Origin of the sequence: Halomonas aestuarii (assembly GCF_001886615.1) — a bacterium.
Classification (GTDB): domain Bacteria; phylum Pseudomonadota; class Gammaproteobacteria; order Pseudomonadales; family Halomonadaceae; genus Halomonas; species Halomonas aestuarii.
Genome location: NZ_CP018139.1, coordinates 841,370 through 864,934, shown reverse-complemented (window position 1 = coordinate 864,934; position 23,565 = coordinate 841,370). Strand labels below are relative to the sequence as shown.

Below are 23,565 nucleotides of genomic sequence, written 5' to 3'. Positions count from 1 at the left end.
GCATGCTCAAGTGGCTGGCCATCGTGCTCACCCTCCTCATCGCCCTGCTCCAGTACCGTCTGTGGCTCGGCGAGAGCGGCCTGCGCGAGCTCGCCGAGGTGCGTCAGCGCGTGGCCGTGCTGGAGGGCGAGAACCAGCCGCTGCGCGATCGCAATGCCCGCCTGGCCGCCGAGGTCGTGGACCTCAAGACGGGCCTCGATGCCATCGAGGAGCGGGCGCGCAGCGATATCGGCATGGTGCGCACCGATGAGCAGTTCTTCTGGGTGCCCGGGGTGGCGGTGGAGTCCACCGGCCTCGAGGTCAACGCCGAGCTGGTCGGCATGCCGGCCCCGGGTGCGGAGGGGAGCCAGTGAGCGCCCGGCTGTGGCTCGTCGTGCCCGCGGCGGGACAGGGGCGCCGCATGGGTGCCGACCGTCCCAAGCAGTACCTGTCGCTGGCCGGGCGCCCGGTGCTGGCCCGTACCCTGGCCAGGCTGCACGAGGCGCTCCCCGAGGCGCGCCTCTGCCTCTGCCTGGACCCGGACGATGCCCACTTCAACCCCACCTGGGTCCCCTTCGCCGACTGGCGGCGGGCCCCGGGCGGGGCCGAGCGGGTGGATTCGGTGGTCAGGGCCCTCGAGGCCATCGCCCCGGAGGCCGCGGAGGACGACCTGGTGCTGGTCCACGACGTGGCAAGGCCCTGCGTCACCGTCGAGGACCTGACGCGGCTGGTGGCCGCCCTGGCCGATGACGCCGTGGGCGGCCTGCTGGCCGCGCCGGTCGCCGATACCATGAAGCGCGACGATGGCGCCGGCCGGGTGCGCGCGACCGAGTCCCGCGCGGGCCTCTGGCATGCCCTCACGCCCCAGGGCTTCCGTTTCGGCCTGCTGCGCCGTGCCCTGGCCGAGGCGCTGGCGCGAGGCGTCACCGTCACGGACGAGGCCTCGGCCGTGGAGGCCGTCGGGCTGGCGCCCCGGCTGGTCGCCGGGCGTCGCGACAATCTCAAGATCACCCATCCCGAGGACCTGGCGCTGGCCGAGCTGGTGCTGTCAGCCCAGCAGCGGGCCGCCCAGGCCACCTCGTCGACTTTCGAGGCGCCCCCGTGCGGGGCGAACCGCGCATGATGCGAATCGGCCATGGCTTCGACGTCCATCGCTTCGGCGAGGGCGATCACCTGATGATCGGCGGCGTCGCCATCCCCTTCGATCACGGCTTCGTGGCGCACTCCGACGGCGACGTGCTGCTGCACGCGGTCTGCGACGCCCTGCTGGGGGCGTGTGCCCTCGGCGACATCGGTCGCCACTTCCCCGATACCGACCCGGCCTGGTCCGGGGCCGACAGCCGTGCCCTGCTGCGTCACGTCACGGGGCTGGTCCGCAAGGCCGGCTACCGGGTCGGTAACCTGGACGCCACGGTGCTCGCCCAGGCGCCCCGGATGGCGCCGCATGTCTCCACCATGGCGGCCCGCATCGCCGAGGACCTCGGCGTCGCGGTCACCGAGGTCAACGTCAAGGCCACCACCACCGAGCGACTCGGCTTCACCGGTCGCGGCGAGGGCATCGCCGCCGAGGCGGTGGCACTGCTGATCCGGCCGGAGAGGGAGGAGCCCGGTGAGTGAGCCCTCGTCGCCACGACTGGAGGATGCCATCGACTGGCCGCCGGCCTGGCCGCGGGTGCTGGACGAGGCGTTCGGCCCCCCGCCGGCCGGCGATTACCGTGCCGCCCCCGAGGACTTCCGGGTCGAGGAGGTGCTCGACTTCGTCCCCGAGGGCGAGGGCGAGCACCTCTGGCTCTTCCTCGAGAAGCGCGACCTGACCACCGCCATGGTGGCCCGGGAGCTGGCCCGTCTGTGCGAGGTCTCGCCGCGGGTGGTCGGCTTTGCCGGGATGAAGGATCGCGTGGCCGTGACGCGCCAGTGGCTGTCGGTGCAGCTGCCGGGGCGCGAGGCCCCCGAGGGCCTGGTCGAGCGGCTCGCCGAGCGCGGTATCCGGGTGCTCGATCAGGCTCGCCATCCCCGCAAGCTCAAGCGTGGCGTGCATCGCGCCAACCGCTTCCAGCTGCGACTCACCGGGGCGGCGGTGGCCGATGCCGACCTCGAGTCGCGCTGGCAGCGCCTCTGCCAAGAGGGGGTCGCCAACTATTTCGGCCCCCAGCGGTTCGGCCCCCAGGGGCGCAACCTGCAGCGTGCCCGCGCCGTGCTGGCGCGAGGCTGGCGCAAGCGGGACGATCGCGAGGGCATGCTGCTGTCGGCGGCCCGCAGCTTCCTCTTCAACGAGCTGCTGGCCGAGCGCATCCGCGACGGCAGCTGGGCGACGCCCCTGCCCGGCGAGGTGGTGATGCTCGACGGCAGTGCCAGCCAGTTCGGCGTCGCGCCGGACGATGCCGGGCAGCTCGCCGAGCTGCGCGAGAGGGCGGCACAACTCGACCTGCATCCCGCCGGCGTGCTGTGGGGCGTCGGCGCCTCCCGTGCCGCCGGCGAGGCCCGAGCCCGGGAGGAGGCCCTGGCCGCGGGCTACCCCGGCCTGTGCGGCGGGCTCGAGCATGCCGGGGTCCGCCTGGCTCGCCGGGCACTGCGGCTGCGCCTCGTCGACCCGGCACTGACGCGCGGCGACGATGAGCTCTGGCTATCCTTCAGCCTGCCCCGGGGCGCCTTCGCCACGGCCGTGCTGCGTGAGCTGATCGCTCACCCGACCCTCGAGCCCCCTTCCTCCGACAGGAGCCGTTGATGCGTCGATTGCTGCTTTCCAATGACGATGGCGTCCATGCCCCGGGGCTGCATGCCCTGCATGATGCCCTGCTGGCCCATGCGAAGCTGCGCGTGGTGGCGCCCGACCGCGACAAGAGCGGGGCGAGCAACTCGCTGACGCTGAGCCGGCCGCTGGCGCTCTCGTCGCTCGACAACGGCTTCTACAGCGTCGATGGCACCCCGGCGGACTGTGTCTATCTCGGGGTCAACGGCGTCTGGGACGAGCGCCCCGATCTCGTGATCTCCGGCATCAACCACGGCGGCAACCTCGGGGACGACGTGCTCTACTCCGGCACCGTGGCGGCCGCCATGGAGGGGCGCAACCTGGGCATGACGGCCATCGCCATGTCGCTGGTCGGCAATCGCTACTTCGAGACGGCGGGGCGGGTGGCGGCGAGCCTGGTGGGCGCTGCCGACCAGCTCTCGCTGCCCCCGCGCAGCCTGCTCAATGTCAACGTGCCTGACCTGCCCTGGGAGGAGATCCGCGGCTTCCGGGTCACGCGGCTGGGCTACCGTGGCCCCGCGGCCCGGCCCCTGGAGGTGAAGGATCCGCGGGGCCGTCAGCGCTACTGGATCGCCGCCGTGGGCGAGAACGCCGACGATGGCCCGGATACCGACTTCGCCGCCGTCGAGGCGGGCTATGTTTCCATCACGCCGCTGCAGACCGACCTGACCCGGCATGCGGCGCGCGACGACGTGCAGGACTGGCTGGATGCCCTCACCTGATCTGCTGCGCGGTGTCGGCATGACATCGCAGCGCACCCGCGACCGCATGGTGGGCCGCCTGGCCCGCCATGGCGTGCGCGATCGCCGTGTCCTGGAGGTCATGGCCCGCGAGCCGCGCCACCTCTTCCTCGACGAGGCCCTGGCGCACCGGGCCTACGAGGACACCTCCCTGCCCATCGGCCATGGCCAGACCCTCTCCCAGCCCTGGATGGTGGCCCGGATGACCGAGCTGGTGATCCAGGAGGCCCCGTCCCGGGTGCTGGAGGTCGGCACCGGCTCCGGCTACCAGACCCTGGTGCTGTCGCGCCTGGTGAAGGAACTCTGGTCGGTGGAACGGATCAATGCCCTGCACCGGCGTGCCGGCGAGCGGCTGCGCCTGCTCGAGGTCCACAACACCCGGTTGCGCCTGGCTGACGGGGGCCATGGCTGGCCAGAGGAGGCGCCCTTCGACGTCATCCTGCTGACCGCCTGCGCCAGCGAGCTGCCCGCGCCGCTGCTCGCCCAGCTCGGCGATGAGGGCGTGTTGATCACGCCGCTGGCCCAGCCGGATGGCCGGCAATGGCTGACCCGCGTGCGTCGCCGCGAGGACAGTTTCGAGACAGAGCGGCTCGAGGCGGTGCGCTTCGTGCCGCTGCTGGAAGGCGTCATTCGTTGAAAGGAGTCGGCTGTTGAAGCGTCATCTCGGTATCTTTCTCAGGGGCGCCGGCATGGGGGCTGCCGATGCGGTGCCCGGCGTGTCCGGCGGCACCATCGCCTTCGTCACCGGCATCTACGAGGAGCTGATCCACAGCATCAAGCAGTTCGGGCCCAGCGCCTTCGTGGCCTGGCGGCGTGGCGGGCTGCCGCTGTTGGCGGTGCACCTCAACCTGACCTTCCTGCTGCCGTTGCTGACCGGCATCTTCCTCAGCCTGTTCAGCGTGGCGCACCTGGTCGTCTGGCTGATGGAGGACTATCCCCAGCTGCTCAACGGCTTCTTCTTCGGCCTGGTGGCCGCCTCGGCCGTGGTGGTCAGTCGTCATCCGGCCGACTGGAAGTGGTGGCACCTGCTGCCGCTGGCCGGTGGCCTGCTGCTGGCCCACGGCCTGCCGTCGCTGATGCCGCTGGTCACCCAGCTCGGCAACCCCGATCTGGTGCTGGTGGTGGGCGGGGCCATCGCCATCAGCGCGCTGCTGCTGCCCGGCGTGTCTGGCAGCTTCCTGCTGCTGACCATGGGGCTCTACGGCACGGTGATGGAGGGCATCCGCGGCTTCGACCTGGGGTTGATCGCGCTGTTCGGCGTGGGCTGCCTGATCGGCCTGTTCGGCTTCTCGCGGCTGCTCTCCTGGCTGCTGCGTCATCATCACACCGCGACCCTGCAGCTGCTGGTCGGCTTCATCATCGGCTCGCTGCCGGTACTCTGGCCGTGGCGTGAGCTGGTACGCTACCAGCTGGGGCCGGAGGGCCAGATGATTCCCCTCGACTACCGCTACCTGACCCCGACCGGCTTCGCCGAGCTGACCGGTGAACCCGCCCGTCTGCTGGCGGTGACGGCCCTGATCCTGGCCGGCGCCGCCCTGGTGCTGCTGATCAGCTGGGCCAACCGCTCCGCAGGCCCCGACGCCTCTCGGCCGGAGAACCGCCGGGCGGCGGCATCCGGCCCCCCACAAGGTGCTGACAAGGAGGAAGGCTCCGATGCATAAGGTATTTCTGATTTCCGGGCTGGCGCTGGCGCTGGCCGGCTGTGCCGCCCAACAGGGCGAGAGCCGGACGGTCCAGGTCCGCGACCTTTCGGCCTCTCGGACGGACGCGAGGCCCGCGGAATACACCGTCGAGGCGGGGGATACGCTCTACGGTATCGCCTGGCGCCATGACATGGACTATCGCGATCTCGCTCGCCTCAACCGTATCGGTCCGCCCTATCGCATCGAGCCTGGCCAGCGCCTGGTGCTGGGCGGCGAGGGCAGCAGTGACACGGCGTCCGGGCAGGCCGAGGCACAGGACGCCACCGGCGGTGCCGGCGTCGTGGCCACCGGCCTCGGCAGTGAAGCCTCCGGGAGCGACGGGGACCTCGACTGGCTGCTGCCGGACGAGAGCGCCATCGAGCGCAATCGCCGCCTCGCGGCCGAACGCCAGCCACAGGGCGATGCGGCCCAGGGCCCCAGCCAGGCGGCCATGGAGAGTGCCGATGCCGTGTCGGGCGCCGACCAGGGACCGGGCCCGGTCTACAGCTACGACAGCCCGGGGGCGGACGGCAACCTGAGCGAGCGCGACCTGGCCGAACGTCGGGAGCGCGCGGCGCGGGCCGAGCAGTCCGACGCCGCTGCACCGGAGGCGGAGACCGCTGACGCCGGGACACAGGAGCGCCCCGAGCAGGTCGCCGAGGAAGCGCCCGAACGTGACGGCGAGGCGGCGGTGGCCGCCGATGCGGGGACCTCGGTCGCCGGTGAGCCGGCCTCCGAGGAACGCTCCGGGCGTAGCTATACGCCGGTGGAGGAGGTCGACTGGCAGTGGCCCGCGCCCGGTGAAGTGGTCGGCCGTTTTGGCAAGGGAGGCAGCATCACTGCCGGCATTGATATCGCTGGTCAAAAGGGGCAATCTGTCAAGGCGGCCGGACCAGGCATCGTGGTCTATGCGGGCAGCGGCGTCAGGGGCTATGGCAACCTGATCCTGCTGAAGCACAATGACCAGTTCCTGAGTGCCTACGCCCACAACGACACCCTGAACGTGAAGGAGAACGATGTGGTCGAGGCCGGTGAGGTCATCGCCACCATGGGTGACAGCGATGCCGAGGATGTCAGGCTGCACTTCGAGGTGCGTAAGGACGGCCAACCTCAGGATCCCCTCGAGTACCTGCCGACGCGCTGACCCCCGCGGGTCGGTTGCCTCCCGATGCAGGCGCTCCGGGGTACCACACAATAATAATTTCGTGCGTCGATCGTCCGTAAGTGGAGCCACGACGCCTGGACGCAACCATGGGGTAGTAATCGATGAGCATGCTTGAACGGGACCTTCAGGGTGTGAATCTGGCGTCTGCCGACGAGGCGGACGAGGACGCTGTCGAAACGGAAGATGCACTGGAGCGGGAGGAAGTCGACGACGAGGAGGCGCTGGTCGACGACGAGGATGCCTTCGAGAAGGCGCTGAGTCGCGAGGATCGCCACCATCGCCAGAGTCTCGATGCCACGCAGATCTACCTCAACGAGATCGGCTTCTCGCCGCTGCTGACGCCCGAGGAGGAGGTCTTCTTCGGACGCCTGGCCCGCAAGGGGGATCCCCTCGGCCGCTCGCGGATGATCGAATCCAACCTTCGCCTGGTGGTGAAGATCGCCCGTCGCTACCTCAACCGCGGCCTGACCCTGCTCGACCTCATCGAGGAGGGCAACCTCGGCCTGATCCGCGCCGTGGAGAAGTTCGACCCCGAACGCGGCTTCCGCTTCTCGACCTACGCCACCTGGTGGATCCGCCAGACCATCGAGCGGGCCCTGATGAACCAGACCCGCACCATCCGGCTGCCGATCCATGTGGTCAAGGAACTCAACATCTACCTGCGGGCGGCTCGCGAGCTGACCCAGAAGCTGGATCACGAGGCCACGGCCGAGGAGATCGCCGACCACCTCGACAAGCCGGTGGAAGTCGTCAAGAAGATGATGGGCCTCAACGAGCGGGTCTCCTCTGTCGACTATCCGATGGGCAGCGAGAGCGACAAGCCGCTGATCGAGACCCTGGCCGACGACAACGACCAGGGCCCCGAGTCGACCCTGGTGGATGGCGACGTCCGCCAGCACGTCGACGAATGGCTGGCCGAGCTCACCGAGAAGCAGATGGAGGTGGTGGTGCGCCGCTTCGGCCTGCGAGGCCACGAGGCCGCCACCCTCGAGCAGGTCGGCGAGGAGATCGGCCTGACCCGCGAGCGGGTCCGCCAGATCCAGGTGGAAGCCCTCAAGAAGCTGCGCCGCATGCTCGACAAGCAGGGCCTCTCCCTGGATGCCATCTTCGAGTGACAGCGCCTGCCGGAGGCCATCTCCGGCAGGATCATCCCCTGAGGTTCGCAGCGGGCAGTTGATAAAGCTGTCCATCAGTTTCTGATTAGAATAAAACCCCAGGCGTGGCATGTCATGCAGCGTCTCTTGCCATGAAATCCCCTTTTCTTTGGGGGATAATCATGGCTTTCCCGCGACGCGACAGGATACCGACCATGGCCCGGCCGCTGATTGCCGACATCGACCTCGATGCCCTTCGTCACAACTACCGTATCGCCCGGGACCAGGCGCCCCACAGCCATTCCGTGGCCGTGATCAAGGCCGATGCCTACGGCCATGGGGCCCTGGCCTGTGCCCGGGCGCTCGAGGACCTGGCGCCGGCCTTCGCCGTGGCCTGCCTCGAGGAAGCCGAGACGCTGCGCGAGGGGGGCATCAAGGCCCCCATCGTCCTGCTGGAGGGGGTCTTCGAGGCCGCCGAACTCGAGCGGGTCGAGGCGCTGGGCCTCTGGATGGCGGTCCACAGCGAGTGGCAGCTGGAGGCGCTGCTCGCCTATCGTCCCGCCCGGCCCATTCCGGTCTGGGTCAAGGTGGATTCCGGGATGCACCGCCTGGGCTTTCCCCCCGAGCAGGTGGAACGGGTCTGGGAGCGGCTCGTCGCGGCCCCGGACCACGCCTGCGACCTGCACCTGATGAGCCACTTCGCCACCGCCGATGCCCTGGCGCCCGACTACTTCCAGTGCCAGATGACGCTGCTCGACGCCCTGGCAAGGCGGCTCGATGCCCCCACCTGCCTGGCCAACTCGCCCGCGACCCTGGCCTGGCCCGCCTCCCACGGCGCCTGGAACCGTCCCGGGGTGATGCTCTATGGCAGCGACCCGCTGGAAGCCTCCAACGAGGCCAGTCGCCGACTGGCCCCGGTGATGACCCTGCGCTCCGCGATCATCGCCGTGCGCGAGATCGCCGCGGGGGAGCCGGTGGGATACGGCGGACGCTGGCGGGCGCCGCGCCCCTCGCGGATCGGCGTGGTGGCCTGTGGCTACGGTGACGGCTACGACCGCCACGCGGTCGACGGCACCCCGGCCCTGGTGGCGGGGCAGCGCACCGCAATTGCCGGCAAGGTCTCCATGGACATGCTGACGGTGGACCTCACCGATATTCCCGAGGCCGATATCGGCAGCGAGGTGGTCCTCTGGGGCCGGGCGGAGAACGGCGAGGTGCTGTCGGTGGACGAGGTGGCGCGCCATTGCGACACCATCAGCTACACCCTGCTCACCGGGGTGCTCCCCAGGGTGCCCAGGCGGTACCATGGGGGCTGACTCCCGCCGCGAGGGCCCCATGACCAAGGACGATTCCCCGACCCGCTTCGCCCATCCCCGCTTCTGGGGGACCTGGCTGGCCATCGGTGCCATGCACCTCGGCGCCTGGTTGCCCTGGCGCCTCAAGCTGTGGGTGGGCAAGGCCATCGGCCTGGCCGCCTGGCGTTTCGCCAAGTCGCGCCGGCACATCACCGAGACCAACATCCGGCTGTGCTTTCCCGAACTCGATGCCGACCGGCAGGCCGCCCTGGTCCGGGAGAGCTTCATCGCCAACGGCATCGGCATCCTCGAGACGGCCACCGGCTGGTGCCGGGACCCCGAGCACCTGCGCCATCGGGTGACCTTCCGGGGGCAGGAGCACATGGCCAGGGCCCAGGGAAGGGGGCAGGGCGTGCTGATCATCGGCATCCACTTCTCCACCCTGGACCTGGGTGGCGCCCTGCATTCGCTGTTCTTCCCCGCCGACGTGGTCTATCGGCCCCATGACAACCCGCTCTTCGAACGGTTCATGACCCGGGCCCGCAGCCGGATCTTCGGCCGGGCCATCGATCGCCGCGACCTGCGCGGCGTGGTGCGCCGGCTCAAGGCGGGGCACAACGTCTGGTACTCGCCGGACCAGGACTTCGGCCGCGACGCCAGCGTCTTCGCGCCCTTCTTCGGCATCGAGGCGGCCACAATCAAGCTGACCGCCAAGATCGCGCGCATGACCGGGGCGCCGGTGATGCCGCTGATCTTCCACCGCAACCCGGACGATCGCACCTATACCCTGGAGTACCTGCCTGCGCTTGCGGACTTCCCCAGCGACGACGAGGTGGCCGATGCCGCCCGGATCAACGCCGTCATCGAGGCGGCGATCCGCCGCCATCCGGAGCAGTACCTCTGGCTCCACCGGCGCTTCAAGACCCGCCCCCGGGGAGAGCCGAAGCTCTACTGAGGCGGGTCACGTTCACGGTCGCGGCCTGGCCGACGACGAATAACCCGGGGTGCCCCTTCCAGGCGACCAATGAAAACCGCCCCCTGCCGGTGGGCGAGGGGGCGGTGAACTGGGTGCGGCGTTTCGATCAGGCGTCGATGCGCTTGTACTTCATGCGGTGCGGCGTGTCGTTGCCCACGCGCTTCTTGTGGTCGGCCTCGTACTCGGTGTAGTTGCCCTCGAAGAACTCCACGTGGGACTCGCCCTCGAAGGCGAGGATGTGGGTGGCGATGCGGTCGAGGAACCAGCGATCGTGGGAGATCACCATGGCGCAGCCGGGGAAGGCCAGCAGGGCCTCTTCCAGGGCGCGCAGGGTCTCGATGTCGAGATCGTTGGAGGGCTCGTCGAGCAGCAGCACGTTGGCGCCCTGCTTCAGGGTCTGGGCCAGCTGCAGGCGACCCCGCTCGCCGCCGGAGAGCTCCGAGAGGCGCTTCTGCTGGTCGTTGCCCTTGAAGTTGAAGCGACCCACGTAGGCCCGCGAGGAGACCTCATAGCCGTTGATGTTGAGGATGTCCTGGCCGTCGGAGACCGCCTCCCACACCGTCTGCTTGTTGTCGAGGGCATCCCGCAGCTGCTCCACGTAGGCGATGTCGACGGTATCGCCGAGCACCACCTCGCCGGCGTCGGGCTGCTCCTTGCCGGTGATCAGCTTGAACAGGGTCGACTTGCCGGCGCCGTTGCCGCCGACGATACCGACGATCGCCCCCTTGGGAATGCTGAACGACAGGTCCTCGTAGAGCAGCTGGCCATCGAAGGCCTTGGCCACGTCGTGGAACTCGATAACCTTGTCGCCCAGGCGCGGGCCGGGCGGAATGTAGATCTCGTTGGTCTCGTTTCGCTTCTGGAAGTCGCCCGACTGCATCTCCTCGAAGCGGTTGAGGCGCGCCTTGCTCTTGGCCTGGCGGCCCTTGGCATTGCTGCGCACCCACTCCAGCTCCTGCTTGATGGCCTTGTTCTTGGAGGCCTCCTGCTTGGCTTCCTGCTCGAGGCGCTTTTCCTTGGCCTCCAGCCAGCCGGAGTAGTTGCCCTCGAAGGGGATGCCCTGGCCGCGGTCGAGCTCGAGGATCCAGCCCGCCACGTTGTCGAGGAAGTAACGGTCGTGGGTGATGGCGACCACGGTGCCGCTGTAGTCGTGCAGGAAGCGCTCCAGCCAGGCCACCGACTCGGCGTCCAGGTGGTTGGTCGGCTCGTCGAGCAGCAGCATGTCCGGGTTGGAGAGCAGCAGGCGGCACAGCGCGACGCGGCGGCGCTCGCCCCCGGAGAGATGGCCGACGCGGGCCTCCCAGGCGGGCAGGCGAAGGGCCTCGGCCGCCACCTCGAGCTTGCGGTCCAGGTTGTGGGCGTCGGAGGCCTCGATGAGGTTCTCCAGGCGCGCCTGCTCGGCTGCCAGGGCGTCGAAGTCGGCGTCCGGCTCGGCATAGGCGGCGTAGACGGCGTCGAGCTGCTCCTGGGCGGCCTTGATCTCGCCCAGGGCCTCTTCCACGGTCTCGCGGACGTTCTTGTCGTCGTCGAGCTGGGGTTCCTGGGGCAGGTAGCCGACGTTGATGCCCGGCATGGGGCGCGCCTCACCCTCGAACTCGGTGTCGACGCCGGCCATGATGCGCAGCAGGGTCGACTTGCCGGCGCCGTTGAGGCCCAGCACGCCGATCTTGGCGCCCGGGAAGAACGACAGCGAGATGTCCTTGAGGATCTGCTTCTTGGGGGGCACGACCTTGCCCACCCGGTTCATGGTGTAGACGTATTGCGCCATGTAGAGCCACTTTGTTGGGGAGTTTCAGTGGCCACGATGATAGAGCCCGGGGACGGCAAAGGCCAGCGTCCCCGGGTGGTGGAGCCTTTCGTTACTCTTCCTCTTCCTCGAACGCCTCGCCGAGGGACCAGTCGTCCTCGATGGCGCGTCGCAGCCGGCGCTCCTCGAGCAGCGCCTCCACGCGGCGGCGAGCCCGCAGGGTATCGGCACGACTGCTGGGGCGCGAGCGAGCCTCGTCGTCGTTGACCGCCTCCAGGTAGTCCTGGTCGTCATCAAAGGGGGTGTCGAGAAGGGGTTCTTGGCTCATGCGATGTCCTCCCATGGCCCGGGGCCGAAGGTCGAAGTCTCCGGCGGATCATTCGATCGCTTCGCGTCCCGGTGGGTGGAACCTGAAGCGCCAGCGGCAACGGTCATTGCCTGGTGGCTATATATCCTCACGGCGGGAGGAGGGCAACCCCCCGAGGGGACATTTTTTCATCGCCTCGTCGCCGCGCTCGCGCTCGGCCGTGGGCGGGGGATGCTGGAGGCCGCGCCCGGAGATGCGCGGGGGCTGGTAAAGGCCGCACCCGAACATGCGCGGGGGCTTGTCAGAGGCCTTGCTCGGCCTTGAGCCGCTCGAGTTCCATCTGTGCCTCGACGCGTTCGGTCACGTCCTTCTGCACGCCGATGTAGTAGGTGAGGTTGTCGTCCTCGTCGTGCACCGGCGTGATGGAGAGTTCGTTGTAGAACAGGGTGCCGTCCTTGCGATAGTTGCGCAGCACCTCGCGGCAGGGGCGACCCTCCTGGATGGCCTTGCGGATGGCGTCGAGTCCCGGCTGGTCGCGGTCCTCGTTCTGCAGGAAGCGGCAATCCTGGTAGAGGATCTCGTCGGCACTGTAGCCGGTGAGGCGCTCGAAGCCCTGGTTGACGTAGATCAGGATGTTCTCGTCGCCCTCCTGCTCGGCGACCACGATGCCGTCCTCCGAGGCATCGACGATGCGTTCCAGCAGTTCCGGGCTGATCAGCGGGGATCGTTTCATGCAGGGGCTTCCTGTCGCGGTGCCCATGCCGCGCTTCCTGGCGGCATGGGGTGAGATATTAGCAACATCATGGCCAGCCGGCGGCGGGATTTCAACGCGCCTGGACGCTGGACGCTCATTCCACCTCGGGCAGACGCTGGGCGCTGGCGGCGGCGGCCAGGCCCATCAGGGCCAGGATCGCCAGCAGCCCGGCGCTGCCGAGCCACTGCGCCAGCAGGCCGACGACCCCGCCCACGGCCAGCATCAGCACGCCGGTGAGGGTGTTGGAGAGCGCCACATAGAGCGCCCGGTTGTCGGCGCCTGCCATGTCGACGACATAGGTCTTGCGGCCCAGCCGGACGCCGGCATGGACGATCACCAGGACCGCATAGACCAGCGCATAGGGCCAGATGGTCTCGCTCCAGGCCGCCGGCCACCAGGCGAAGAGCGCGCCGAGCAGGCAGCCGGCCGCGGTGCCCAGCCCCCCGTCGCGCATCACGCGCCGGCTCGAGGCGTCGGCACGCTTACCCCATAGCGGACTCGCCAGCATGGCGGCCACACCCGAGACGACGATCAGGATCCCCAGGCCTCCGAGTTCGGCGCCGCTCTGCTCCTGGCCCAGCAGGGCCACGTAGGGCAGCGCCAGGGCGCTGGCCAGCAGCAGGGCGCGCGCGAGGTTGAAGTGCAGGAAGTTCCGGTCGTCCCGCAGCAGGCCCAGGCCCTGCCGGATGCTGTCCCAGGCGTTCTCGCCCCCCTCCACGGCACCGGGGACCTCCTCGATGCGAGCCGCGCAGAGGGCATTGACGGCCCAGCCCAGCGAGGCCACGCCCAGCAGCACGGCCAGCGCCAGCTCCCCGGGACCGTCGCCGAACAGCATAAGCACGCCGCCGGCGGCCAGGGTGACGCCGCCCGCCACGCTGCCGCTCCAGCCCATCAGGGTGCCGCGACGCTGCTTGGCGATGGTCTTGCCCAGCACGTCCTTGGTGGCGATCGACGACAGGCCCCGGGCCAGCGACAGGGCCACCAGCACCGCCAGCACCAGCCCGCCCCCGATGCCCCCGCTGCCGAACAGGGCCAGCAGCGCGAGCAGGCCCGCGGCGATGGCCTGCAGGAGACCGCCGAGCACCCAGGCCCACTTGCGCTCGGGCCTGAGGCGCACGAAGCCCGCCACGAACAGCTGGGGGAGCAGGGCGCCGGACTCGCGGATCGGCACCAGCAGGCCCACCATCCACAGCGGCGCGCCGATCACCCCCAGCAGCCAGGGCAGCACCAGGCGGGCGCTGGCGAGCTCGTCGGCCAGCTTGTTGCCCAGCGAGGCGGCGAGATGCAGGAAGAAGTTGCGCGGCTGCTCCCGGCAGGCGGCCTCGGGGATATCCCGACACATCCGGCTGTCCTCGTCGCCGGTGAGCCATTCATAGAGGTGGGTCTGGCTGATCTCGGGGGCGGCCATCGGCACTCCCTGGCTGTTATCATCGAGGCCAACATTGTCGCGACACTCGAGGTCCCATGTCACGCATCAGAATCCACTACTGTACTCAGTGCCAGTGGCTCTTGCGCAGTGCCTGGTACGCCCAGGAACTGCTCTCCACCTTCGGCGAGGACCTCGCGGGCGTGGAGCTTTCGCCCTCCCATGGTGGCCACTTCGAGATCCTCATGGACGAGGCCTCCCTCTGGGAGCGCAAGCGCGACGGGGGCTTCCCGGACATCAAGGCGCTCAAGCAGGCGGTCCGCGACCGTCTCGACCCCGGACGCGACCTCGGGCATATCGACCGATGAGCCAGGCGATTGCTCACCAGGACCGCCAGGCGATGCTCTTCGGCCTGGGCGCGGTGGCGCTCTGGTCGACGGTCGCCACGGCCTTCAAGGTGGCGCTTGGATACATGTCGCCGCTGGAACTGATGTGGCTCGCCTCGCTGGTCTCCTGGGCGCTGATCGGCGTGCTGGTGGCGCGCCAGGGGCTGCTGGGCCAGGCCTTGAGGCGCGGCTGGCGCACCGCGGCCTGGGCGGGGCTGATGAACCCGGTGGCCTACTACCTCGTGCTCTTCGGGGCCTATGACCGCCTGCCGGGACAGGAGGCCATGGCGCTCAACTACACCTGGGCGCTGGCGATGGCCTTCCTTGCCGTGCCGTTGCTCGGCCATCGTCTCACCCGCATCGACGTGATGGCCGGCCTGATCGCCTACGCGGGCGTCTGGGTCATCGCCACACGCGGGGCGGTGTTCGACGTGGCCTTCGCCGATCCCCTGGGCGTCGGCCTGGCACTGGCCTCGACGCTGCTCTGGGCGCTCTACTGGCTGCTCAATGCCCGCGACCACCGCCCGCCGCTGGTGGCCCAGTGGCAGAACTTCAGCGTCGGGGTGCCGGTGCTGACGGTCCTGTTGCTGCTCGGCCCCGGCCTGCAGTGGCACGGCTGGGCGGGGCTGGGCGCCGGGGTCTACGTGGGGCTCTTCGAGATGGGCATCGCCTTCGTGCTCTGGCAACTGGCCGTGCACAAGGTGTCGCGCACGGCCAAGGTCTCGAACCTGATCTTCCTCTCGCCGCCGGTGTCCCTGCTGCTGCTGTTCTTCATCGTCGGCGAGCCGATCCTGCCCTCCACCCTGGTCGGCCTGGTGCTGATCCTGGGCGGCCTGGGGCTCCAGCAGTGGCAGAAGGCCCCGGCGGCGGCGACTCAGTCATGAACCGCCAGGGTCAGGCCGTTCTCCTCCAGTAGTGGCGCGAGTTCCGGCCAGACGGTATCGAGGATGCGGGGCTGGGCGGCCGCGGTGGGGTGGATGCCGTCGTCCTGCATCAGGCTGTCGTCGAGGGCGATGCCCTCGAGCAGGAAGGGCACCAGGGGAACGTCGAACTCCTCGGCGAGGCGGTCATAGACCCCGGTGAAGGCGTCGCGATAGGCCTGGCCGTAGTTGGGCGGGATGTCGATCCCCAGCAGCAGCACCTCGGCACCGGCCGCCTGGCTGGCCTCGATCATGTCCGCCATGTTGGCCTCGAACTGGCGCGGCGGCAGGCCGCGCAGCCCGTCGTTGCCGCCCAGTTCGAGCAGAACGATGTGGGGCTCGTGCTGTCCCAGAAGGTCGGGAAGCCGGCTGGCCCCGCCACTGCTGGTCTCGCCGCTGATGCTGGCGTTGACGACATTCGCCTTTCCGTCCAGGCGCTCGTCGAGCAGACTGACCCAGCCTTCCTGCCGTTCGATGCCGTAGGCGGCGCTCAGGCTGTCGCCCATGACCAGCAGCAACGGGCGCTCCTCGGCCTGGGCGGGAGGCACGACCAGGGCCAGCAGCAGGGCCATGCCGGCGACCGCTGCCCGCCGCCGACAGGCCGCGAGGGCTCGCATCAGTTGCCGTGACTCACCACTACTTCCGACTCCAGGAACAGGGAAGCCCTTTGCCATGACCATCTCCTCACGAACGGATAGCGCCCCGATTCTACACGCCGACCATCTTCTAAAGCAGGTCCGGAGCGGCGAACGGGAACTCACCATTCTGAGTGGTCTTGGCCTCACGGTGTTCCCCGGCGAGAGCGTGGCGATCCTCGGGCAGAGCGGGGCGGGCAAGTCGACCCTGCTGGGCCTGCTGGCCGGGCTGGACGCGCCCAGCGGCGGCACCCTCGAACTGTTCGGCCAGCCGCTGGCCGAGCTCGACGAGGATGGCCGGGCACGACTGCGCGCCGGCCGGGTGGGGTTCGTGTTCCAGAACTTCCAGCTGCTGCCCACGCTCACCGCCCTGGAGAACGTGCTGCTGCCGCTGGAGCTCACGCCGCAGACCGATGCCGAGGCCCGGGCGCGCGACTGGCTGACCCGGGTGGGCCTGGGCGAGCGCCTGGACCACCTGCCCAAGCAGCTCTCCGGCGGCGAGCAGCAGCGCGTCGCCCTGGCTCGGGCCTTCGTCACCGGCGCCGAGCTGGTGTTTGCCGACGAGCCCACCGGCAACCTGGATCCGGCCACCGGGGAGCGCATCATCTCTGCGCTCTTCGACCTCAACCAGGAGGCGGGCACCACCCTGGTGCTGGTGACCCACGACCACGCACTGGCGCGGCGCTGCGACCGCTGCCTGCGGCTGGAGGAGGGCCGGCTGGTCGAGATGGCCATGGACGAGGTGAGCGCATGAGCGATGCCGGCCCCCTGCGAACGCTGACACGCCTGCTGCGGTTCTCACTCCGGGGCCTGATCCGTGACCTGCGTGCCGCTGATGTGCGCGCGCTCTTCATCGCCCTGGCCCTGGCCGTGGCGGCTTCCACCATGATCGGCTTCTTCCTCGATCGCCTGGACAAGGGCCTGACCCGCCAGGCCGGACAATTGCTGGGCGGGGACCTGGTCCTCGAGCAGGGCCGGCCCTTCGACGAGGAGGTCCGCGACACCCTCGAGAACGCCGGCCTGGTGCTCAGCGACCAGGTCGACATGGTCTCCATGGTCAGCCACGGCGACGCCTTCCAGGTGGCCAGCCTCAAGGTTGTGGATGCGGTCTATCCGCATTTCGGCGCCAACCATGTCGATCGAGGCGACGGCGTCGAGCTGCTCGACCACGGGCCGCCGCCCGGCGAGGCCTGGCTGGCGCCGCGTCTGGCGCTGCTGGTCGAGGTCGAGATCGGCGACCGGATCCGGGTGGGCCAGGCCGAGCTCACCGTGGGCGGCCTGATCGAGCGCGAGGCGGATCAGTCGGCGGGCTTCGGCAGCTTCAATCCGCGGCTGATGATGCATGTCGACGACCTGCCGGCCACCAACCTGGTGCAGCCCGGCTCCCGGGTCGAGTTCGAGATTCTCGCGGCGGGCCCCGCCGAGGCCGTGTCCAGCGTCGAGCCATTGCTCGAGCGACTGCGCCGCAACGGGGTAGAGGTCCGCGACGTGCGACGCGACCGCCCGGGCCTGGGCAATGCCCTGGAACGCGCCGACAAGTACCTCAGCCTGGCCGGGCTCGCCGCCGTGTTGCTGGCCGGCGTGGCGGTGGCCATGTCGACCCGCCGCTACGTGGATCGGCACCTGGATACCGCCGCGCTGATGCGCTGCTTCGGCGCCACCCAGGCCGAGCTCACCCGGCTCTTCGCCCTGCAGCTGATGTGGCTGGCGCTGGCGGCATCAATGGTCGGCGCCCTGCTTGGGCTGGCCGGTCAGGCGGCGCTGCTCGGCCTGCTGACCACCTTCCTGCCGCTGGAACTGCCGCCGCCCGGGGTGCTGCCGCTGTGGCTGGGCATCCTCACCGCCCTGGCGGTGCTGGTGGGCTTCGCCGGCCCGACCCTGCTGCGTCTGAAGCGGGTCAGCGCCCTCAAGGTTCTGCGTCGCGAGCTCGACCCCCTCCCGGCCTCGGCCTGGCTGGTGGTGGCCGTGGCCGCGCTGGTCTTCGGCGGCCTGCTGTGGCTCTACTCCGGCGACCCGCTGCTCTCGGCCGGCCTTCTGGTCGGCGGCCTGGCGATGCTGGTGGTGCTGTGGTGGGCCGGCAACTTGCTGCTCGGGCTGCTGTTCCGGCTCGCCTCGCGCCTGCCCCGGCGCGGCGGCCAGGAGGGCGGGCTGGTCCAGGCGCTGCGCCTGGGCGGTCAGCAGCTGGCCCGGCGGCGCCAGGCCAGCCTCGGCCAGCTGCTGGCCTTCTCGGTGACCTTCTTCGCCGTGGCGATGATCTTCCTGGTGCGCGGCGACCTACTCACCACCTGGCAGGACCAACTGCCCGAAGACACCCCCAACTACTTCGCCATCAATATCCAGCCCGGCGAGCGCGACGCCTTCTCGGCGGTGCTGGAAGGGGCCGCGGATGCCCGCAGCGCCCTCTATCCCATGGTGCGCGGCCGGATCACCGCCCTCAACGGCGAGCCGCCGCGGGAGATGGTGCCTCCGGAGTCCCGGGGCGATAACGCCCTGCGCCGGGAGCTCAACCTCACCTGGCAGGAGCGCCTGCCCGAGGGCAACCGCCTGGTGGCGGGGGAGTGGTTCGATGCGCTCGGCTCTGATGCTCTCCACAGCGACGAGTCCGGGAACTGGATGGCGGCCGTCGATGCCCGGCCCGCGCCCGATGCGAGCCCGGCCCCGGTGCCCATGTCCATGGAGGACGGCCTGGCCGAGCGCTTCGGCATGGAGCTCGGCGATACCCTGACCTTCACCATCGGCAGCGCCGAGGTCGTCGGCGAACTCACCAGCCTGCGCAACCTGGACTGGGACAGCTTCCGACCCAATTTCTACGTCATCTTCCCGCCCGGCGTGCTGGAGCGTTTCGGCCACAGCTACATCACCGCCTTCCACCTGAACGACGCCGAGAACGACACGCTGCGCCAGCTGGTTCGTGATTTCCCCGGCGTCTCGCTGCTCAACATCGACGCCATCCTCGGCCAGGTGCGTGACGTCCTGGCCCAGGTGACGCGGGCGGTGGAGCTCGTGCTGGCCTTCGTGCTGCTGGCCGGCATCAGCGTGCTCTATGCCGCCCTGACCGCCAGCCGCCCGGTGAGGGCCCACGAGAGCGGCCTGCTGCGCGTCTTCGGCGCGGGCAACCGCCTGCTCTCCCGGGTTCAGGGCGCCGAGTTCGCCATCCTCGGCCTGGCCAGCGGCCTGATGGGCGCGCTGCTCGCCGAACTCGCCGCCGCGGGCATCTACCTCGCCTGGTTCGACCTGGCGCCCCGTTTCCACTGGGGGCTGTGGCTGGCCCTGCCGCTGGGCGGCGCCTTGCTGATCGGCGTCATTGGGCACCTGCTCTCCCGGGGCCTTCGCCGCCAGGCCCCGGCGGCGAGCCTGGGCCTGCTGGGCGAGGCCTGAGGCAGGGTCATGAAGACCGAGACCCTGCGTGCCCGCCTGCTGGAGGTCCAGCTCGACCTCGTCAATCACCGGGAGCGGTCGGTGATCGTGCTGCTGACCGGCCATGCCGTCACCCACAAGGGACGGCTGGTCAACGAGCTCAACCACTGGCTGGAGAACCGCCACACCGAGGTGCATGCCCTGGGGCCCAGCAGCGAGGAGCGCGAGCGACCCTACTGGTGGCGCTTCTGGCGGCGCATTCCCGATCGCGGCCGCATCGGCATCTTCATCCACGGCTGGTACGGCGATGCGCTCTTCGCCCGGGCCGAACGACGCCTCTCGCCGGGGGCCTTCCGGGACAGGCTGGCGGAGATCCGCGCCTTCGAGGCCGAGCTGGCCGCCGAGGGCGTGGTCCTGCTCAAGCTGTGGATGGATATCGGCCGTCACGAGCAGCGCCGCCACCTGGAGGCGCTGCAGCAGGACCCGGTCCGTGCCTGGCAGCTGAGTGATACCGACTGGCAGCGACACCTGCAGCATGCCGCCATCGGCGCCCTGGGGAGCGAGATGCGCGAGGCCACCGCGGCCGATCATGCGCCCTGGCGTCGGCTCGACTTCCGCGACCGGCCGGCACAGCTCCGGCGGGTCGGAGCCCTGCTGCACGAGACCCTGGTCGCGCCGCCGGCGCCGCCCCGCGCCATGCCCGAAGCGGTGCCCGACGAGGCCCTGGCGGCCCCCTCGATACGCCACGCCGATCCCCGTGTGCCGGCGCCGATGAAGAAGGCGAGCTATGCCGCACGCCTCGTCGATGCCCAGGGGCGGCTGGCCATCAACGCCCGGGAGGTGGCCCGCCGGCGCATCCCGGTGGTGCTGGCCTTCGAGGGACTCGACGCGGCGGGGAAGGGCGGCGGCATCCATCGCGTCACCGAGGCCCTGGATGCCCGCCAGTATCGGGTCCACCGCATTGCCGCCCCCAGCGACGAGGAGCTGGCGCTGCCCTGGGCCTGGCGCTTCTGGCGTCGCCTGCCGGCCGACGGGCGCATCGCCATCTTCGACCGCAGCTGGTACGGCAGGGTACTGGTGGAGCGGGTCGAGGGGCTGGCCCCCGAGGCGGCCTGGCGGCGCGCCTTTGCGGAGATCCGCGAGTTCGAGCGCCAGCTGCTGGCCCACGGTGCCGTGCTCGGCAAGCTGTTCCTGGCCATCAGCCAGGAGGAGCAGCTGCGCCGCTTCGAGGCCCGGGCCGCCACGCCCCACAAGCGCCACAAGCTCACCGACGAGGACTGGCGCAACCGCGAGCGCTGGGGGGACTACGCGACGGCCATCGACGAGATGTTCGCGCGCACCCAGGCCCCGGGCGCGGAGTGGGCGCTGATCGCCTGCGACGACAAGCGCCAGGCGCGCCTCGCCGTCCTCGAGGAGGTCAATCGTCGGCTGGAGCTGCGGCTGGCCTCGCCGCCATGAGCCTGGCTCGCCGCGACGCGGGCACGCTAGACTGCTGATCAGTTCCCGTCATGACCACACGAGAGGTGCCCCCATGCGTCCGATCTCCTGGCCGGTTGTCCTGGCCGCCCTGACGCTCTCCTTTTCCCTGCCGGCCCTAGCCGACGAGCGCGGCCCGGCCGAGCGGCTGGAGGACGACCTGCGGGCCCTGTTCGCCGACGAGGGGACGCTCGAGATCGGCGAGGTCTCCGAGGCCCTGATCCGCGACCGGGTCACCGCCCGCGACCTGCATTTCGCCGGGCCCGACGGCCAGCAGCTGTGGCTCGATCGCTACGAGGTCAGCGGAGACTACGACCGCCCCGACGAGGTGCGCATCGAGGGCATCCGCCTGGAGACCCCCGGGCGCGAGCAGTCGCGGTTGAGCGCCGAGACGCTGCTGCTCGACGCGCCCTCCCGGGCGGTCCTGCCGCTCCACGAGGAGACCTGGCCCGAGGGTCTCACGGTCGGAGGGCTCGCCGTGGAGTCGCTTTCCGCCGAGTTCGCCGGCCGGGTGCCGGGGGAGGAGAGCGGCGAGGGCCGCGGGCGGATCGCCGTCGAGCGCCTGCAGGCCACGGGGCTCGGTCGCGACGCCATCGAGAGCCTGGAGTTCAGCGGTCTGGCGGGGGAGGCCGAGGGCGATGACGAGTTCGGCAGCGGCACTTTCTCCGTGGGCTTCGCGCGGGTGGAGGGGCTGCGCGGTCTCCAGGGCCCGGAAGAGGAGCGGGAACTGGACCGCCTCGAGGTGCGCGACCTGGACATCGAGTCCGACCGGCTCGTGGCGGCCCTGTCGTCCCTGGAGGTCGATGGCGACATGGCGGACGGCGAGGGCGGCTTCCGGCTCGAGGCGCTGGACCTCGACCTCGCCAGGATGATCACCCTGGCGCCGGAGGAGGAGCGCACGCAGCTGCGCATGGCCAGCAACGTGCTGACCGACGGCAGCGGGCAGCTGCGGATCGATGCGGCCTCCACCGGACGCTGGGAGTCGGGCGAGACGGCCAGCCGCCTGCTGGGCGAGCTGACCATCACGGCCGACGAGGCCTTCGGCTGGGCGCTGGACGCCGACCTGCCGGTGCGCCTGCCCGAGGGCGTGGAGCCGGCCGTCTTCCTGGCGCGGATGGACAGCCTGGAGGGGGTGACCCTGCTGGGCGGCCGGGTCGACGCGACGCTCTCCGACCTGGGGCTCTTCGGGCGCCTGCCGACGATCATGGCGGCCAGCCAGGGCGTCAGCGAGGCGGTGTTCCTGGAGCAGGCGCGCACCCAGGCCCAGGGGTTCGGCATGATGCTCGGCCCGGAGTTCGAGGCGCTGTTCAGCGGCCTGGTGGCGATGATGGCGGGGGAGGCCAGCGAGCTCGCCATCCACCTGACCCTGCCCGCCGACAGCGAGCTCGAGGCACTCTCCGCCGATCCCCTCGCCCTGCCGGAACGGCTCGAGATGCGCGTGGAGAGCCGCTGAGCCGCCCCCTGCCCGACGTGAACGAGACGGCGGTGGCCCATGATCGCCTTTCATGTGAAAGCCGCCGGGGGGTGGGGTATCATGTGGGCCCCAGATTCTCCCGTGATGCGAGGTTTCCCGCCGATGTTCAGCCGTGACATGCAGATTGCCGGTTTCGATGACGTCCTGTTCGATGCGATGCAGAAGGAAGTCGCACGCCAGGAGGCGCACATCGAGCTGATCGCCTCCGAGAACTACGCGAGCCCCCGGGTGCTCGAGGCCCAGGGCAGCCAGCTGACCAACAAGTATGCGGAAGGCTATCCCGGCAAGCGCTACTATGGTGGCTGCGAGTACGTCGACATCGTCGAGCAGCTGGCCATCGACTATGCCAAGGAGCTGTTCGGCGCCAGTTACGCCAACGTCCAGCCGCACTCCGGCTCCCAGGCCAACGGCGCCGTCTTCCAGGCCCTGGTCAAGCCAGGCGATACCATTCTGGGCATGAGCCTCGACGCGGGCGGGCACCTCACCCACGGCGCCAAGCCGAACTTCTCCGGCAAGCACTACCATGCCGTGCAGTACGGCCTCGACGAGCAGGGCCTGATCGATTACGACGAGGTGGCGCGCCTGGCCCGCGAGCACCAGCCGAAGATGATCATCGCCGGCTTCTCCGCCTACTCCCAGATCATCGACTGGGCCCGGTTCCGCGAGATCGCCGACGAGGTGGGCGCCTTCCTGCTGGTCGACATGGCCCACATCGCCGGCCTGGTGGCCGCCGGGGTCTATCCGACCCCGCTGCCCCACGCCCACGTGGTCACCACCACCACCCACAAGACCCTGCGCGGTCCGCGCGGCGGCCTGATCCTCTCCGCCGAGGGCGATGAGGCCATCGAGAAGAAGCTGCAGTCCGCGGTCTTCCCGGGCGGCCAGGGCGGCCCGCTGGAGCACGTCATCGCCGCCAAGGCGGTGTGCTTCAAGGAGGCCATGGAGCCTGGCTTCAAGACCTACCAGCAGCAGGTGGTCAAGAACGCCCAGGCCATGGCCGGCGTGTTCATCGAGCGCGGCTTCGACATCGTCTCCGGCGGCACCGAGGACCACCTCTTCCTGCTCTCGCTGATCAAGCAGGGCCTGACCGGCAAGGATGCGGACGCCGCCCTGGGCCGTGCCCACATCACCGTCAACAAGAACGCCGTGCCCGGCGATCCCCAGAGCCCCTTCGTGACCTCGGGCCTGCGCATCGGCACCCCGGCGGTGACCACCCGCGACTTCGGCGAGACCGAGTGCCGTGAGCTCGCCGGCTGGATCTGCGACATCCTCGACGTCATGGCCGCCGGTGACGACACCGCCGCCATCGAGGCCGAGGTGAAGGCCAAGGTCGAGGCGGTCTGCGCCCGCCTGCCCGTCTATCGCTGAGCCCTGGGGCGCCGAGTCAGGCGCCCCTCACTGCTTTCCTAGTCACCGCTCCGCACGATTTATCAGCCCCGTCCTGCACGGTTTACCAGTCTAGC

General features: G+C 70.0%; 23 protein-coding genes. 18 read left to right on the top strand and 5 right to left on the bottom strand.

Features of this window, described 5'->3' with window-relative positions; genetic code table 11:
• Nucleotides 1–2 precede the first annotated feature (2 nt).
• The 11 genes from ftsB to lpxL all read left to right on the top strand — a co-directional run bounded on the left by ftsB (nucleotide 3) and on the right by lpxL (nucleotide 9,659).
• Nucleotides 3–353 carry a cell division protein FtsB gene (gene ftsB, locus BOX17_RS03855; protein ID WP_071942139.1) on the top strand — a complete coding sequence of 117 codons (351 nt, stop codon included), beginning with the start codon at nucleotides 3–5 and terminating at the stop codon, nucleotides 351–353.
• Complete coding sequence (gene ispD / locus BOX17_RS03850; protein ID WP_071942138.1) at nucleotides 350–1,102, top strand: 2-C-methyl-D-erythritol 4-phosphate cytidylyltransferase; 753 nt, start codon at nucleotides 350–352, stop codon at nucleotides 1,100–1,102. The genes ftsB and ispD overlap by 4 nt, the downstream gene beginning before the upstream one ends.
• Nucleotides 1,102–1,596 carry a 2-C-methyl-D-erythritol 2,4-cyclodiphosphate synthase gene (ispF, locus tag BOX17_RS03845; RefSeq protein ID WP_071946621.1) on the top strand — a complete coding sequence of 165 codons (495 nt, stop codon included), beginning with the start codon at nucleotides 1,102–1,104 and terminating at the stop codon, nucleotides 1,594–1,596. Before ispD ends, ispF begins: the two co-directional genes overlap by 1 nt.
• On the top strand, nucleotides 1,589–2,704 hold the full coding sequence (gene truD / locus BOX17_RS03840) for a tRNA pseudouridine(13) synthase TruD (RefSeq protein WP_086830691.1): 1,116 nt from the start codon (nucleotides 1,589–1,591) through the stop codon (nucleotides 2,702–2,704). Before ispF ends, truD begins: the two co-directional genes overlap by 8 nt.
• A complete protein-coding gene (surE, locus tag BOX17_RS03835; RefSeq protein ID WP_071942137.1) occupies nucleotides 2,704–3,450 on the top strand; it encodes a 5'/3'-nucleotidase SurE in 747 nt (248 codons plus the stop codon). The genes truD and surE overlap by 1 nt, the downstream gene beginning before the upstream one ends.
• Nucleotides 3,437–4,105: a protein-L-isoaspartate(D-aspartate) O-methyltransferase gene (locus tag BOX17_RS03830; RefSeq protein WP_071942136.1), complete on the top strand. Its 669-nt coding sequence runs from the start codon at nucleotides 3,437–3,439 to the stop codon at nucleotides 4,103–4,105. Before surE ends, BOX17_RS03830 begins: the two co-directional genes overlap by 14 nt.
• Before the next feature lie 10 nt (nucleotides 4,106–4,115).
• Complete coding sequence (locus BOX17_RS03825) at nucleotides 4,116–5,129, top strand: DUF368 domain-containing protein (protein ID WP_083582062.1); 1,014 nt, start codon at nucleotides 4,116–4,118, stop codon at nucleotides 5,127–5,129.
• On the top strand, nucleotides 5,122–6,294 hold the full coding sequence (locus BOX17_RS03820; RefSeq protein ID WP_071942135.1) for a peptidoglycan DD-metalloendopeptidase family protein: 1,173 nt from the start codon (nucleotides 5,122–5,124) through the stop codon (nucleotides 6,292–6,294). Before BOX17_RS03825 ends, BOX17_RS03820 begins: the two co-directional genes overlap by 8 nt.
• 122 nt (nucleotides 6,295–6,416) lie before the next feature.
• Nucleotides 6,417–7,430: an RNA polymerase sigma factor RpoS gene (rpoS, locus tag BOX17_RS03815; protein ID WP_071942134.1), complete on the top strand. Its 1,014-nt coding sequence runs from the start codon at nucleotides 6,417–6,419 to the stop codon at nucleotides 7,428–7,430.
• A gap of 194 nt (nucleotides 7,431–7,624) precedes the next feature.
• Nucleotides 7,625–8,725: an alanine racemase gene (gene alr, locus BOX17_RS03810; protein WP_071942133.1), complete on the top strand. Its 1,101-nt coding sequence runs from the start codon at nucleotides 7,625–7,627 to the stop codon at nucleotides 8,723–8,725.
• Between the two features lie 19 nt (nucleotides 8,726–8,744).
• Nucleotides 8,745–9,659 (top strand): LpxL/LpxP family Kdo(2)-lipid IV(A) lauroyl/palmitoleoyl acyltransferase, encoded by a 915-nt coding sequence (gene lpxL / locus BOX17_RS03805; RefSeq protein WP_071942132.1) that lies wholly within the window; start codon nucleotides 8,745–8,747, stop codon nucleotides 9,657–9,659.
• 127 nt (nucleotides 9,660–9,786) lie between these two features.
• Here lpxL and ettA read toward each other — a convergent pair whose 3' ends face one another.
• The 4 genes from ettA to BOX17_RS03785 form a co-directional block, all read right to left on the bottom strand.
• The gene (ettA, locus tag BOX17_RS03800; protein ID WP_071942131.1) at nucleotides 9,787–11,448 is read right to left on the bottom strand and encodes an energy-dependent translational throttle protein EttA; all 1,662 of its coding nucleotides are present in this window, start codon (nucleotides 11,446–11,448) and stop codon (nucleotides 9,787–9,789) included.
• A 91-nt stretch (nucleotides 11,449–11,539) separates the two neighbouring features.
• Nucleotides 11,540–11,755, bottom strand: coding sequence for a PA3496 family putative envelope integrity protein (locus tag BOX17_RS03795; RefSeq protein ID WP_071942130.1), 216 nt, complete (start codon nucleotides 11,753–11,755; stop codon nucleotides 11,540–11,542).
• 280 nt (nucleotides 11,756–12,035) lie between these two features.
• Entirely contained in the window at nucleotides 12,036–12,467 is a 432-nt protein-coding gene (locus BOX17_RS03790) for a PAS domain-containing protein (RefSeq protein ID WP_071942129.1), read from the bottom strand.
• 115 nt (nucleotides 12,468–12,582) lie between these two features.
• Entirely contained in the window at nucleotides 12,583–13,896 is a 1,314-nt protein-coding gene (locus BOX17_RS03785; RefSeq protein WP_071942128.1) for an MFS transporter, read from the bottom strand.
• A gap of 56 nt (nucleotides 13,897–13,952) precedes the next feature.
• Between BOX17_RS03785 and BOX17_RS03780 the strand changes: the two genes are divergently transcribed.
• Both BOX17_RS03780 and BOX17_RS03775 read left to right on the top strand, forming a co-directional pair.
• Nucleotides 13,953–14,222 (top strand): Rdx family protein, encoded by a 270-nt coding sequence (locus tag BOX17_RS03780; protein WP_071942127.1) that lies wholly within the window; start codon nucleotides 13,953–13,955, stop codon nucleotides 14,220–14,222.
• A complete protein-coding gene (locus BOX17_RS03775; RefSeq protein WP_244272212.1) occupies nucleotides 14,219–15,124 on the top strand; it encodes a DMT family transporter in 906 nt (301 codons plus the stop codon). The genes BOX17_RS03780 and BOX17_RS03775 overlap by 4 nt, the downstream gene beginning before the upstream one ends.
• Here the strand turns inward: BOX17_RS03775 and BOX17_RS03770 are convergent.
• On the bottom strand, nucleotides 15,115–15,732 hold the full coding sequence (locus BOX17_RS03770; protein ID WP_244272295.1) for an arylesterase: 618 nt from the start codon (nucleotides 15,730–15,732) through the stop codon (nucleotides 15,115–15,117). The two genes, BOX17_RS03775 and BOX17_RS03770, sit on opposite strands and share 10 nt — an antisense overlap.
• A gap of 100 nt (nucleotides 15,733–15,832) precedes the next feature.
• On the opposite strand from BOX17_RS03770, the gene BOX17_RS03765 reads away from it, so the two are divergent.
• From BOX17_RS03765 to glyA, 5 genes are all read left to right on the top strand, one after another.
• Nucleotides 15,833–16,549: an ABC transporter ATP-binding protein gene (locus tag BOX17_RS03765; protein ID WP_071942124.1), complete on the top strand. Its 717-nt coding sequence runs from the start codon at nucleotides 15,833–15,835 to the stop codon at nucleotides 16,547–16,549.
• Complete coding sequence (locus tag BOX17_RS03760; RefSeq protein ID WP_071942123.1) at nucleotides 16,546–19,173, top strand: ABC transporter permease; 2,628 nt, start codon at nucleotides 16,546–16,548, stop codon at nucleotides 19,171–19,173. Before BOX17_RS03765 ends, BOX17_RS03760 begins: the two co-directional genes overlap by 4 nt.
• 9 nt (nucleotides 19,174–19,182) lie before the next feature.
• Entirely contained in the window at nucleotides 19,183–20,610 is a 1,428-nt protein-coding gene (locus BOX17_RS03755; RefSeq protein ID WP_071942122.1) for a hypothetical protein, read from the top strand.
• Between the two features lie 73 nt (nucleotides 20,611–20,683).
• A complete protein-coding gene (locus BOX17_RS03750; protein ID WP_071942121.1) occupies nucleotides 20,684–22,081 on the top strand; it encodes a hypothetical protein in 1,398 nt (465 codons plus the stop codon).
• A 123-nt stretch (nucleotides 22,082–22,204) separates the two neighbouring features.
• Nucleotides 22,205–23,470 carry a serine hydroxymethyltransferase gene (gene glyA, locus BOX17_RS03745; protein WP_071942120.1) on the top strand — a complete coding sequence of 422 codons (1,266 nt, stop codon included), beginning with the start codon at nucleotides 22,205–22,207 and terminating at the stop codon, nucleotides 23,468–23,470.
• Nucleotides 23,471–23,565: the final 95 nt, after the last annotated feature.

Coding starts and splice junctions, on each gene's coding strand:
- lpxL (WP_071942132.1), top strand. CDS start 8,745: ATGACCAAGGACGATTCCCCGACCCGCTTCGCCCATCCCCGCTTCTGG.
- BOX17_RS03830 (WP_071942136.1), top strand. CDS start 3,437: ATGCCCTCACCTGATCTGCTGCGCGGTGTCGGCATGACATCGCAGCGC.
- BOX17_RS03785 (WP_071942128.1), bottom strand. CDS start 13,896: ATGGCCGCCCCCGAGATCAGCCAGACCCACCTCTATGAATGGCTCACC.
- rpoS (WP_071942134.1), top strand. CDS start 6,417: ATGAGCATGCTTGAACGGGACCTTCAGGGTGTGAATCTGGCGTCTGCC.
- BOX17_RS03775 (WP_244272212.1), top strand. CDS start 14,219: ATGAGCCAGGCGATTGCTCACCAGGACCGCCAGGCGATGCTCTTCGGC.
- BOX17_RS03795 (WP_071942130.1), bottom strand. CDS start 11,755: ATGAGCCAAGAACCCCTTCTCGACACCCCCTTTGATGACGACCAGGAC.
- ispF (WP_071946621.1), top strand. CDS start 1,102: ATGCGAATCGGCCATGGCTTCGACGTCCATCGCTTCGGCGAGGGCGAT.
- alr (WP_071942133.1), top strand. CDS start 7,625: ATGGCCCGGCCGCTGATTGCCGACATCGACCTCGATGCCCTTCGTCAC.
- BOX17_RS03820 (WP_071942135.1), top strand. CDS start 5,122: ATGCATAAGGTATTTCTGATTTCCGGGCTGGCGCTGGCGCTGGCCGGC.
- BOX17_RS03755 (WP_071942122.1), top strand. CDS start 19,183: ATGAAGACCGAGACCCTGCGTGCCCGCCTGCTGGAGGTCCAGCTCGAC.
- BOX17_RS03760 (WP_071942123.1), top strand. CDS start 16,546: ATGAGCGATGCCGGCCCCCTGCGAACGCTGACACGCCTGCTGCGGTTC.
- BOX17_RS03780 (WP_071942127.1), top strand. CDS start 13,953: ATGTCACGCATCAGAATCCACTACTGTACTCAGTGCCAGTGGCTCTTG.
- BOX17_RS03765 (WP_071942124.1), top strand. CDS start 15,833: ATGACCATCTCCTCACGAACGGATAGCGCCCCGATTCTACACGCCGAC.
- ettA (WP_071942131.1), bottom strand. CDS start 11,448: ATGGCGCAATACGTCTACACCATGAACCGGGTGGGCAAGGTCGTGCCC.
- surE (WP_071942137.1), top strand. CDS start 2,704: ATGCGTCGATTGCTGCTTTCCAATGACGATGGCGTCCATGCCCCGGGG.
- glyA (WP_071942120.1), top strand. CDS start 22,205: ATGTTCAGCCGTGACATGCAGATTGCCGGTTTCGATGACGTCCTGTTC.
- ftsB (WP_071942139.1), top strand. CDS start 3: ATGCTCAAGTGGCTGGCCATCGTGCTCACCCTCCTCATCGCCCTGCTC.
- BOX17_RS03770 (WP_244272295.1), bottom strand. CDS start 15,732: ATGGCCCTGCTGCTGGCCCTGGTCGTGCCTCCCGCCCAGGCCGAGGAG.
- BOX17_RS03750 (WP_071942121.1), top strand. CDS start 20,684: ATGCGTCCGATCTCCTGGCCGGTTGTCCTGGCCGCCCTGACGCTCTCC.
- BOX17_RS03790 (WP_071942129.1), bottom strand. CDS start 12,467: ATGAAACGATCCCCGCTGATCAGCCCGGAACTGCTGGAACGCATCGTC.